General features: G+C 70.1%; 9 protein-coding genes and 3 tRNA genes. 4 read left to right on the top strand and 8 right to left on the bottom strand.

Going from position 1 to position 11926, the window contains the following annotated elements; translation table 11 throughout:
* Positions 1–38: 38 nt before the first annotated feature.
* Together H9Y04_RS26635 and H9Y04_RS26630 are read right to left on the bottom strand one after the other, a co-directional pair.
* Positions 39–1067 carry a nucleotidyl transferase AbiEii/AbiGii toxin family protein gene (locus H9Y04_RS26635; protein WP_308801113.1) on the bottom strand — a complete coding sequence of 343 codons (1029 nt, stop codon included), beginning with the start codon at positions 1065–1067 and terminating at the stop codon, positions 39–41.
* A 58-nt stretch (positions 1068–1125) separates the two neighbouring features.
* On the bottom strand, positions 1126–1767 hold the full coding sequence (locus H9Y04_RS26630; protein WP_187816583.1) for a hypothetical protein: 642 nt from the start codon (positions 1765–1767) through the stop codon (positions 1126–1128).
* Positions 1768–1903: 136 nt separating this feature from the next.
* Between H9Y04_RS26630 and H9Y04_RS26625 the strand changes: the two genes are divergently transcribed.
* The gene (locus tag H9Y04_RS26625) at positions 1904–3172 is read left to right on the top strand and encodes an RNA polymerase sigma factor (protein ID WP_187816582.1); all 1269 of its coding nucleotides are present in this window, start codon (positions 1904–1906) and stop codon (positions 3170–3172) included.
* Here the strand turns inward: H9Y04_RS26625 and H9Y04_RS26620 are convergent.
* From H9Y04_RS26620 to H9Y04_RS26600, 5 genes are all read right to left on the bottom strand, one after another.
* Entirely contained in the window at positions 3160–3696 is a 537-nt protein-coding gene (locus tag H9Y04_RS26620; protein ID WP_187816581.1) for a methyltransferase family protein, read from the bottom strand. The two genes, H9Y04_RS26625 and H9Y04_RS26620, sit on opposite strands and share 13 nt — an antisense overlap.
* 53 nt (positions 3697–3749) lie before the next feature.
* On the bottom strand, positions 3750–5678 hold the full coding sequence (locus H9Y04_RS26615; RefSeq protein ID WP_187816580.1) for an ABC transporter ATP-binding protein: 1929 nt from the start codon (positions 5676–5678) through the stop codon (positions 3750–3752).
* Positions 5678–7411, bottom strand: coding sequence for an ABC transporter ATP-binding protein (locus tag H9Y04_RS26610; RefSeq protein ID WP_187816579.1), 1734 nt, complete (start codon positions 7409–7411; stop codon positions 5678–5680). Before H9Y04_RS26610 ends, H9Y04_RS26615 begins: the two co-directional genes overlap by 1 nt.
* A gap of 140 nt (positions 7412–7551) precedes the next feature.
* Entirely contained in the window at positions 7552–9006 is a 1455-nt protein-coding gene (locus tag H9Y04_RS26605) for an FGGY family carbohydrate kinase (protein WP_187816578.1), read from the bottom strand.
* A 111-nt stretch (positions 9007–9117) separates the two neighbouring features.
* Positions 9118–9420, bottom strand: coding sequence for a YtxH domain-containing protein (locus H9Y04_RS26600; RefSeq protein ID WP_187816577.1), 303 nt, complete (start codon positions 9418–9420; stop codon positions 9118–9120).
* 151 nt (positions 9421–9571) lie between these two features.
* On the opposite strand from H9Y04_RS26600, the gene H9Y04_RS26595 reads away from it, so the two are divergent.
* The 3 genes from H9Y04_RS26595 (at position 9572) to H9Y04_RS26585 (ending at position 9986) form a co-directional block, all read left to right on the top strand.
* Positions 9572–9644: transfer RNA gene (locus H9Y04_RS26595), tRNA-Asn, on the top strand.
* A gap of 5 nt (positions 9645–9649) precedes the next feature.
* Positions 9650–9722 (top strand) — tRNA-Asn (locus tag H9Y04_RS26590).
* A gap of 190 nt (positions 9723–9912) precedes the next feature.
* Positions 9913–9986, top strand: a tRNA-Ile gene (locus H9Y04_RS26585).
* A gap of 66 nt (positions 9987–10052) precedes the next feature.
* On the opposite strand, the gene H9Y04_RS26580 is transcribed toward H9Y04_RS26585, so the two are convergent.
* Positions 10053–11918, bottom strand: coding sequence for a hypothetical protein (locus tag H9Y04_RS26580; protein ID WP_308801112.1), 1866 nt, complete (start codon positions 11916–11918; stop codon positions 10053–10055).
* Between the last annotated feature and the right edge of the window lie 8 nt (positions 11919–11926).

The following is an 11926-nucleotide window of genomic DNA, read 5'->3' as shown; positions in this document are numbered from 1 at the left end:
GGTTCCGAGGCCGGCTCCCCGAGGCCATGTCCCCCAGGTCAGCTCCCGGACGTCCTGCCCTCCGGAGCCTCGAGGAACGTCGGCCCCAGCGCCATGATCAGCCGGTCCACGAAGTCGTCGCGGTCCGCGTCCAGTTGCGGGTACTCCCTGCGGAAGTCGTCCCACTCCAGATAGGGCCGGATCTGCTCCACGTCCGCCATCTCGACCTGACGGATCGGATACGGCTCCGCCTCGGCCAGCCGGAACGCCTTGTCGAGCAGCTCCCAGCGCAGCGGATACCGCTCGGCGAGCAGGACCGCGTCGTACAGGTCCTTGCCCTGCGGATAGCTGTCGCTGACCAGCCACATCACCTTCCACGCAAGGGACAGCTCGGGCGTCGCGGCCTGCACGACGACCCCGCCGGACAGCTCGGCCGGCTGCGGCGGCGTCGCGAGGTACTCGCTGAAGACGAAGTCCAACTGGACCTCTCCGCCCGGCAGTCCGGGCACGGACCACGGCAGCACCATGCGCAGCCCCGGCACCCGGTCGTACGTCCAGATGTCCTCGATCAGGGCGCTGCCCGCCGCGACGGCGAGCGGCCCGCCCTGCTCCTCGGCCTTGCGCTGAGCGCCCCGGGCCAGCGCGTCCAGCATCCGCCCCGTGCGCTTCTCGTCGATCCGCCAGTCCTGCGGCACCACCACGAAGTCCAGATCGCCGGGCTCCCGCGCCCGCTCGCCCAGCCACACCGGCAGCAGCACACTGCCGCGCAGCACCAGAGAACCGGCCCACTCGGAGTCCGCGACCGCGGCGAGCACGGTGTGGAGGGCCTGTTGGCGGGCGGCCCGCCACGCGGCGGCCTGCTCCTGGTCCGCGAACCCCGGGTCGAGCGCGCGGAAGGCCCGGTCCAGATGCTTGAACGCGGGCTCGAACACGGCCTGTTGGATCACCCGGCTGTCCGAGGGCCGCAACGTACGCGGCAGACTCAGCTCCTCGCGCTGCCCTGTGCTCAGCTCCTCGTCCGGCACGTGGTGGACGTCGCCCCGGCCGAACCGCCGCCACGCCTCGCTCTTTCCCGTACCCGCACTCACGCCGTGCCCCCGATCCTCACGCCGTTTCCCCGGATCCTCGCGCCGGCTTCCCGCATGCTCATGCCGGCTCCCCGATCCATCCGTCGTCCACCGAGAGATCGCTGTCGAACAGCACGAACTCCCGCTCCATCCCCAGTACTTCATACCCCGCAAGATCGACGAGCAGCCGCTCAAGAGCCCGCCCCGCCTCCGCGGCCGGCACCCCGAAGCAGCGCTGCGTCACGAACCGCTCGTGCCGCCCGCCGTCCCGCACCCGCCGAGCGTTCCACGACAGATGCGCCCCGTGCGCGACCGCCACCGCGGTGAGCGCCGCCCGGTCGAAGTCCTCGTCGAGCAGCAGCTTCACATGGTGCTCGAAGTGCTCACGGCCCGTTGGCCGCGCGGGCACCTCGGGCGCCCACGGCGTCGACTCCACTTTGATCCGTACGGGATCGAAGCCCGCCGCCCGCAGCCGCCCCGCCACCGCACGCGCCGACGCCAACTGCGCCGCGAAAGAACCCGTTTCGCGCAGGGTCAGCATCGGCTGCGAGCGCATCCGGCCCCGCGCGAGCACGATATGGGTGGTCTTCAGACCCTCGCGCGCCGCCCACTTCCCGAACAGCGCCACCGCCTCCGCGTCCTCGCACCGGACGGTGACATGCGCCTCGTAGCGGGCTGTTGGGGGCTCTGGTGCGGTCGGCGCGCCATGGTGCTCGTACATCGTTCGATCCTGACAGAGCCCGGCCGAACCAGCATGCGAGTTTGTTCTGCGGGTAACCGACCGGTCACGGACCGGACTCAAAAAGTCACCGCACGCCCCTCGTGGCGGGGATGTGTCGTACTCCACACTGGGGTCGGTGCCTGAGTCCTCGGAGCGCGGCAGGACCACCGGGCGTGGGCCCGAAACCCCCGCGGATCCGCTCACAGATCACGGGACACACGGTGGCGTGGCCACCGGTGAAGTCCCCGACGTACCGCTGCCGCGAACCCCCCGAGCGGCCGCGATCACCCTGGAGGTCGCCCCGGTGCAGACCCAGACCCAGACATTGAGCAAGTCCGGTATCCCCAGCGGCACTCAGCCGGAGCCGGACACCCCCGCCGAGCTCATCGCGGCCGTCCCCCCGCAGAGCCGGGCCGCACACCACCCCGAAGCCGCCGACGAGACCGAACTGCCCGAGCCGCCCGAGCCGCGGCCCGCACGCGCGGAGACCGGCGGCCCCTCGTCCGACCTGTTCCGCCAGTACTTACGTGAGATCGGCCGTATCCCGCTGCTCACCGCGGTCGAGGAGGTGGAGCTCGCGCGACGGGTCGAGGCCGGCCTGTTCGCCGAGGAGAAGCTCGCCAACACCCCCGACCTCGACTCTCAACTCGCCCTCGACCTCGACAAGCTGGTCGTCATGGGCCGGATGGCCAAGCGCCGCCTCATCGAGGCCAACCTGCGCCTGGTCGTCTCGGTCGCCAAACGGTACGTGGGCCGCGGTCTGACCATGCTCGATCTCGTCCAGGAGGGAAACCTGGGCCTGATCAGGGCGGTGGAGAAGTTCGACTATGCGCGCGGCTACAAGTTCTCCACGTACGCGACCTGGTGGATCCGCCAGGCCATGTCCCGCGCACTCGCCGACCAGGCCCGCACCATCCGGGTGCCGGTGCATGTCGTCGAACTCATCAACCGGGTCGTCCGCGTCCAGCGCCGGATGCTCCAGGAGCGTGGCTACGAGCCCACGCCCGAAGAGGTCGCCCACCATCTCGACCTGCTTCCTGAGCGGGTCAGCGAAGTCCTTCGCCTGGCCCAGGAACCGGTCTCGCTGCACGCGCCCGTCGGCGAGGAGGACGATGTCGCGCTCGGCGATCTGATCGAGGACGGCGACGCCACCTCACCCGTCGAATCGGCCGCGTTCCTGCTGCTCCGCGAGCACTTGGAGGCCGTGCTCTCCACGCTCGGCGAGCGCGAACGCAAGGTCGTCCAGCTGCGCTACGGCCTCGCGGACGGCCGCCCGCGCACCCTGGAGGAGATCGGCCGCATCTTCGGCGTGACCCGCGAACGCATCCGCCAGATCGAGTCGAAGACCCTCAACAAGCTCCGCGACCACGCCTTCGCGGACCAGCTGAGGGGTTATCTGGACTGAAACGGGGGCTGCCCGCGCCGGTCCGCGTGACCGGTCCGGTACGGCACGAGGCGGGGCAGCCACCCCCGCACGGCCCGCCGGTAGTCCTCGTACTCCTGGCCGAACTGCTCGCGCAGCGCGGGCTCTTCATAGCCGCGGGCGAACGCGGCCATGACCGCCCAGGCAAGCAGCCCGTAACCGAGCAGGACCGGCCGGGCGAGCACCAGGCCCTGCGCCAGGATCACGGCGAAGACGGCCACGTACATCGGGTTGCGTACATGCCGGTACGCACCGGTCACCACCAGATGCCCGGTGGGCGCGATCGGAGCGGGTGTACCGAGCCCCTGCGCGGCGAAGCGCGCGAAGGAGTGCAGCAGCACCGCCGCCGAGACCACCAGAAGCACCCAGCCGACGACCCGGACGGGCACCCACCAGGGCCCGCCCGCCGCCCACCCGGTGAGCAGCCACGGCACCAGCCCGGCCACGGTCCCGGGGGCCACGACGAAGAAGACCGCGCTGCCGGCGGCGGCCGCACCCTTGCGCATGCTCCCAGGGTGCGCCGCCGCCCACAGCGCGGTCCAGACGCCGGACGTACGGACTATTCGACCTCGACCACGGCCTCCGCGAACTGCGCCTTGTACAGGCGCGCATACGCCCCGTCCGCCGCCAACAGGGCGTCATGCGTGCCCTGTTCGACGATCGCGCCGTTCTCCATCACCAGGATCGTGTCCGCGTCCCTGATCGTGGAGAGCCGGTGCGCGATCACGAAGGACGTACGGCCGTGCGCGAGGCGGGCCATCGCCTTCTGGATCAGCACCTCGGTACGGGTGTCCACCGAGCTCGTCGCCTCGTCGAGCACCAGGATCACCGGGTCGGACAGGAACGCCCGCGCGATGGTGATCAGCTGCTTCTCACCGGCGCTGACGCCCGTGCCCTCGTCGTCGATCACCGTGTCGTAGCCCTCGGGCAGCGTCCGGATGAACCGGTCCGCATGCGCCGCACGCGCCGCGTCCTCGATCTCGTCGCGGGTGACGTCCTTCGGCGCCCCGTACGCGATGTTCTCCGCGATCGTGCCGCCGAACAGCCAGGTGTCCTGGAGCACCATGCCGATCCCGGCCCGGAGTTCGTCGCGGGACATCTTCGCGATGTCGACCCCGTCGAGCGTGATCCGGCCGCCCGTCACGTCGTAGAACCGCATGAGGAGATTGACCAGGGTGGTCTTGCCCGCGCCGGTCGGCCCGACGATCGCGACCGTGTGCCCCGGCTCCACGCACAGCGACAGGTCCTCGATGAGCGGCTTGTCCTCCTCGTAACGGAAGGAGACCTTCTCCAGGGACACCCGGCCTTCGAGGCGCGAAGGCCGCTCACCCGGCTGCGGGTCCTCCGACTGCTCGTCCGCGTCGAGGAGTTCGAAGATCCGCTCGGCCGAGGCGACCCCCGACTGCACCAGGTTCGCCATCGAAGCGACCTGCGTCAGCGGCATCGAGAACTGGCGCGAGTACTGGATGAACGCCTGTACGTCACCGATCGACAGCGCACCCGACGCGACCCGCAGCCCGCCCACGACCGCGACGAGCACATAGTTCAGGTTCGAGATGAAGAACATCAGCGGCTGCATCGCCCCGCTGTTGAACTGCGCCTTGAACGAGGCCTCGTACAGCGCCTCGTTCTGCTCCGCGAACAGCTTGGCCGACTCGTCCTGCCGCCCGAAGACCTTCACCAGGTTGTGCCCGGTGTACATCTCCTCGACGTGCGCGTTGACCTTGCCGGTCGACTTCCACTGCGCCACGAAGTGCGGCTGCGAGCGCTTGCCGATCTTCTTCGCCACGAAGAACGACAGCGGCACGGTGATCAGCGCCACCAGGGCGAGCAGCGGCGAGATCCAGAACATCATCACCAGGACACCGACGATGGTGAGCAGCGAGTTCACCAGCTGGCCCATGGTCTGCTGCAGCGTCTGCCCGATGTTGTCGATGTCGTTGGTCGCGCGGCTGAGCACCTCACCGCGCTGCCGCTTGTCGAAGTACGACAGCGGAAGGCGCGACAGCTTCGCCTGCAGGTCCTCGCGCATCCGGTAGACCGTCATGTTCACGGCCCGGTTCACCAGGCGGGTCGCCACCGCCATCAGCGCACCGGCGATCAGGAACACGACCAGCGCGAAGAGCAGCGTCTCGCCGACCGCATCGAAGTCGATGCCCTCACCCGGCGTGAAGTCCATCCCGGACAGCATGTCCGCCTGGTCGCCCTGACCGTCCGCCCGCATCCTGTCGAGCACTTCGGCCTTGGTGGCGCCCGCGGGCATGTCGCGGCCCACGATGCCCGCGAAGACCAGGTCGGTGGCGTGCCCGAGGATCTTCGGACCCACCACGGACAGGCCCACGCTGAGCATGACCGCGACGATCATCGCGTACATCGTGAAGCGCTCGGGCCTGAACTGCGCGAGCAGCCGCTTGCCCGAGTTCTTGAAGTCCATGGAGCGCTGATCGGGCCCGCCACCGGCCATCATCCGCCCTGCCGGCCCCGCCATCAGGCAGCCTCCGCTTCCGTGAGCTGGGAGAGCACGATCTCCCGGTACGTCCCGTTGTCCCGCATCAGTTCGTCATGCCGGCCGACCCCGACCACGCTGCCCTCGTCGAGCACCAGGATCCGGTCGGCGTCGCGGATCGTCGACACCCGCTGCGCGACGATCACCACGGTCGCCTCCGCGGTCTCGCGCGCCAGCGCGGTGCGCAGCGCCGCGTCCGTCGCGTAGTCGAGCGCCGAGAAGGAGTCGTCGAAGAGATAGATCTCCGGCCGCTGTACCAGCGTCCGCGCGATCGCCAGCCGCTGCCGCTGACCGCCCGAGACGTTCGTCCCGCCTTGCGCGATGGGGGAGTTGAGCCCGTTCTCCAGCTTCCGTACGAACTCGGCCGCCTGCGCCACCTCAAGGGCGTGCCACAGCTCCTCGTCGGTCGCGTCCGGATTCCCGTACCGCAGATTCGTCGCCACGGTCCCCGAGAAGAGATACGGCTTCTGCGGTACGAGACCGACGGTGCGCGCGAGCAACTGCGGGGCGAGCGTGCCCACATCGACCCCGTCGACCAGGACCTGGCCCTCCGTCGCGTCGTACAGGCGCGGTACGAGCCCGAGCAGCGTGGACTTGCCGGAGCCCGTCGACCCGATCACCGCGGTCACCTCACCGGGCCGCGCCACGAGCGAGACCGCCTTGAGGACGGGCTCCTCGGCACCCGGGTAGCGGAAGCCCGCGTCCCGGATCTCCAGATGCCCGTGCGCCCGCAGCTCACGCACCGGGTCCTTCGGCGGCACGACGCTCGACTCGGTGTCCAGCACCTCGGAGATCCGCTCCGCGCAGACCTCGGCGCGCGGCACCATCATGAACATGAACGTGGCCATCATCACGCTCATCACGATCTGCATCAGATACGCCAGGAACGCGGTCAGCGCACCGATCTGCATCCCGCCGCTGTCGATCCGGTGCGCACCGAACCAGACCACGGCGATCGAGGAGATGTTCACCGTCGTCATGACGATCGGGAACATCAGCGCGAGCAGCCGGCCGGTGCCGAGCGAGACCTCGGTGAGGTCCTCGTTGGACTTCCTGAAACGGTCCTTCTCGTAACCGTCCTTCACGAAGGCCCTGATCACCCGGTTGCCGGTGATCTGTTCGCGCAGCACCCGGTTCACGGTGTCGAGCCGCTCCTGCATGGTGCGGAACAGCGGCCGCAGCCTGCGCACGATCAGCGAGACGGCGATCCCGAGCACCGGCACGACCGCGACGAGGATCGCGGAGAGCGGTACGTCGAGGGAGAGCGCCATCACGATGCCGCCGACGCACATGATGGGTGCCGAGGCCATCAGCGTGAACGCCATCAGGACCAGCATCTGCACCTGCTGGACGTCGTTCGTGGTGCGGGTGATCAGGGACGGCGCCCCGAAATGGCCCACTTCACGGGCCGAGAACGACTGCACCCGGTCGAAGATCGCGGCCCGTATGTCGCGGCCGAGCGCCGCGGCGGTCCTCGCGCCGTAGAAGACGGCTCCGATGTTGCACACCACCTGCACCACGGTGATCCCGATCATCACGGCACCGAAGGTGAGGATGTAGCCCGTGTCCCCGGCCACGACACCGTTGTCGATGATGTCCGCGTTCAGGGTGGGCAGGTAGAGCGTGGCGCAGGTCTGCAGGAACTGCAGCAGCACCAGGACGGCTATGGGCTTCTTGTAGGGAGCGAGATGTTCCCGCAGGAGTCGTATGAGCACGCGATACCTATCGCAGTAGCCGGAGGCAACGTTTCAGTTCCAGCCATCCTGCGACACTCCACCGACCGGAGCTCAACCGAATTACTCAAGGACGGGTCAAGAAAATCCCGCCCGCCCTTGAGCTGAAGCCGCCCGGGGCCTCAGACGCTCAGGCCCCCGAAAGCCTCCGGATGGGTCTGCTCGCGCGAGGCCGTGTACTGCTGGCGCACGGCCTGCCCGACGGCGAGCTCCTCACCCGGCTCGAACACCTGCGTAGCGGCCCCCTGCCAGGCCGGGGGAGCGGACGGGTGCAGCGTGCCCTGCTGTACACCGAGCGCCCAGGCGGCCTGCCGTGCCGCGCCGAGCGCCGCGTAGTCCGCGGGCTGCGGCACGAGGACCTGCGCACCGAGCAGCATCGGAGCGGCGGCCTGTACGGCGGGCAGTTCGGCGGCGGCCCCGAGCAGGAACACCCGCCGGACCTCGACCCCGCGCGCCCGCAGCACACCGAGCGCGTCCGCGAGCGAGCACAGCATGCCCTCGAACGCGGCCCGCGCCAGATGCTCCGGCTTCATCGACTCACGCCGAAGCCCGTGCAGCGTGCCCGCGGTGTGCGGCAGCTGCGGAGTCTTCTCGCCCTCCAGATACGGCAGGAGTACGAGCCCGTGCGACCCCGGCGTCGACTTCATCGCCAGGTCCGACAGACCCTCCAGATCGGTGCTCAGGAGGTCCGCGGTGCCCCGCAGCGCCCGTACGGCATTGAGCGTGTGCACCACCGGAAGATGCATTCCGGTCGCGTCGGCGAGCGAGGTGATCATCCCGGTCGGGTCGACCAGGGCCTCGTGGTGCACGGCCATCACGGACCCGGACGCCCCGAGCGAGACGACCGCGTCACCGACCCCGATGCCGAGCCCGAACGCGGCCGCCATGGTCTCGCCGGTACCGGCCGAGATCAGCAGCCCCTCGGGCGTCGTCCCCGCGGCGTCGGCCGGACCGAGCACCTCGGGCAGCGATGCCTGCTGCCCGAGCGCCAGCTCCACGAGATCCGGCCGGTACGACGAGGTCGCGGCCGACCAGTAGCCGGTACCGGAGGCGCCACCGCGGTCGGCGGTCCTGCGCGCGGGCCGTCCGAGCAACTGCCACACCAGCCAGTCGTGCGCCTGCAGCACGGAAGCGACCCGCTGGGCGTTCTCCGGCTCGGTGCGCGCGAGCCAGCGCAGCTTGGTCACGGGGTGCTGAGCGGCCGGCACACAGCCCACGGCCTCGGCCCAGGCCTGCCGCCCGCCGAGCCCGTCGATCAGATCGGCCGCGGCGACCTGCGCCCGCTTGTCGCCGCCGACCAGCGCGGGACGCACGGTGTTGCCGTGGGAGTCCAGCGTCACCAGAGCGTTCTGCTGAGCGGAGACCCCGATGGCCTGCACGCCTTCGAGCAGCCCGCCGGCGGCGGCCTCGCCCAGGCTGAGCAGCCAGGCCTGCGGGTCGACGTCGGAGGGCCTGCCCCCGGAGCTGTCCAGCGGATGCGGGGCATAGCCCTGCCTGATCACGGCACCGGTGTCGGTGTCGCAGACCACGATGCGTGTGAACTCGGAAGAGCTGTCCAGCCCGGCGACTATCCCCATGCGGTGAAGTGTGCCTTACGGGGCGGGGGTGGCGAGGGGCCGGAGTGTGATGTTCGCTGCACACGCCGAAGCCCGGGGCGCCTTGCGCACCCCGGGCTTCGGACGCGGACCTCAGGTGTTGCTCGTACCCCAGTCGTCCTCGGCGCCGCTCTGCGACTTCTCGCGCAGCGAGCGCACCCGGTCGGCGACCGAGTCCGGCATCTTGTCGCCGACCTTCTCGCTCACCGACGCGAAGGCCTTGCCGGCCACCTCACGGCCGCTCTGCGCGGCCGATTCGACGGTGTTGCGGACCGCGGGGTTCTGCGCGATCTGGCGTGCCGACTTCTTGATCTGCTCGTAGCGCTCGCGTCCCGCACGCGTGCCGATCACGTAGCCGAGGGCCAGTCCGGCGACGAACGTGAGCTTGTACCGCATGGCTGCCACCCTTCCGTTAGCGTCCGATGCTGGCCGCCTACCCGGAACCGATTGGCGGAGCACCCCCCTGCTTGCGCTAATGTATGTGTCGCAGCGAGCACACGCCGCCCCGGGAACACCCAGGTAGGTGAGCTTGTTGCACACGAGGCATTCCCCTGTAGCTCAATTGGCAGAGCAGCCGGCTGTTAACCGGCAGGTTACTGGTTCGAGTCCAGTCGGGGGAGCTCGATCTCCTGTAGCTCAATTGGCAGAGCAGCCGGCTGTTAACCGGCAGGTTACTGGTTCGAGTCCAGTCGGGAGAGCAGCGGGAAAAGGACCCCTTGAGGGTCCTTTTTCATGTCCGGTGCAACCATCCGCTCGGGCCTGAAGTCCTGTCCAGATGTGGACCGTCGTCCGCAGCTCAGGGCAGAGCAGGCCATCCGACGCGGGAGATCGTATGACCGGCTATGCTGCGGCAGACGGCGCGTACATGTGTACGCGACACGCCGCTAAGGGGCGGTAGCTCAGCCGGTTAGAGCAGCGGACTCATAATCCGTCGGCCGTGGGTTCGAGTCCCACCCGCCCCACCCAGAGGCCCAGCGCAGAAACGATCTGAGCTGGGCCTTCAGTGTTTTGGGAGCACGCAGGTCCGGTCACAGCAGAAGCAGCACCGACAGGGCCACCAGCGGGGGCCCGACCGGCATGCCCTGCCGGCCCGGTGGGGCTTCCTCCAGGGGGCGCAGTTCCGGGCGGAGCAGCAGTGCCTGCACCTCCTCGGCGGCGCGCACCGCGTGCGGTGCGCGGCCGAGGCGGCGCTCCATCCATGCCCAGCCGGTGGGGGCGAGTTCGACGGCGGAGTCCTCGGTGCGGCCGATCCTGATGCGGTCCTCGGAGTGCCGTACGGACGTGATCATGTCCCAGGGGACCCGCTGGACGCGCCAGGCCCCGGTCACCCACAGTCCGTCCCGGTCGGCGGTGATCCGCCAGGTGAGCGCGGTCGCCGCGGTCGTCACCAGCCAGGCCAGACTCGCGGCGAGGACGAGCCAGTACCAGGTCGGCTCGTCGTCGAGTGCGGCCCAGGTGGCGCCGCCCTGGACCACGAGGAGGCCCAGGCCCACCGCGCGCGAGAAGCTGTGTGCCTTCCATGTCCGTGCGCTTGTCGTGGGCGTCAGTCCCGCGGTGATCTCGTCGACGGGCCTTTGCGGGCTCTTGCGCGCGCGGTGGTGGCGCGTCCAGCGGGCCGGGAGCGCCGGGGCGGCCGGCTTCAGGGCGGTGACGCTGCACTGCACCCCCACCTCGGGGTCGTCGGCGTCGTCGCGTGCGACGAACGCGACCTCGGCGCCGGCGTACAAGGCGCCGTACAGGACGGCCTCCCGCAGCGGCGGGGGCGGGTCCTCGCCCCGGAGGATGTCAGCGGCCTTGCGGAAGCCGACGACGGGGTCGTCCTCGTCGTCCACGTGATCCTCGTGCGCTTCGTCGTCCTCCTTCTCGTAGGCCCACAGCGAGTGGAAATGCAGGACCGGCTGCCGGCCCTCGAGGTCGTCTGCGGCGAACACCCAGGTGCGGGCGTCCTCGTGGTCCTCGCGCACCAGCACCCGCAGCACCGGCACAGGGCCGCGCCGCAGGCGCTTCGAACGGGTCAGGCCGTCCACGCCGTTGGCGAAGAACGCCAGCCCCACGACGGCGCCGGCCAGGGTGAGGAACTCCCAGCCGAAGGCGTCGTACGGCTCCGCGACCAGCGCCGTCCAGTCACCGTCCACGACGATGTCCACCTGGCTGCCCACCGGGAAGTCCTCGGGGAAGGCCGTCTCGAAACGGTGGGTGCGCCCGTCGGCCTCCACCGTGAGGACGTCGATGTCCTCGTCGTTCCGGCTCTGGTCCGTGACCTGCCCGGACACAGGGGTGGCGGCCGCGGCCCGCTCCTCGTACGTGTCGACGACCTGCTGTACCTGCCAGCCGCCGAACCCTGCGACGGCCAGGAACACCGCGGCCAGGAAGAAGGAGAAACCTCCCCGGCGGAAGTTCCGTGCCGCGGCGGGCAGGGGCCGGGCGACCGGTCCGGCCGTCTCCAGGGCGCGCGCCCGCTGGCGTCCCGCCACGCTCAGCCGGTGGACGAGCCCGGCTGCGGTGAACGCGGTGGCGCCCAGGAACACGAGAGTCGAGGTTTCACCGAGCTCCGCCGTGAACGCGGTGTCCATGAGGGACAGCGCCGACACGGCCGCGAGCCCCGCAAGGGCGAGCCGCGGCTGCCGCCACACCCAGTACAGAGTCAGCGCCAGCAGGCCGAAGGCCGCATTGCCCGGCCAGTCGGTGCCGCACGGCGCGGCAGTGGTGCATGCGTCGAGTGGGGCCGAGGCGACGGCCCATGCCGCCGAGCCGGCCAACGCCAGGAGCGCCCACAGGGGGTGGGACCACAGGGCGGGCGCGGTGGCGAGCCAGCGCTGGGCGTCGGAGGTCCGCCAAGGGGTGGTGCCGGACGGTATGTGCTCGGCGGGCAACGGAACGGGAGGTCTGCTCACCGGCGCAT

This window comes from Streptomyces polyasparticus, from assembly GCF_014493765.1.
Classification (GTDB): Bacteria; Actinomycetota; Actinomycetes; order Streptomycetales; family Streptomycetaceae; genus Streptomyces; species Streptomyces polyasparticus.
Note: the sequence above shows the minus strand (reverse complement) of the source record. Positions and strands in the feature narration are given on the sequence as shown.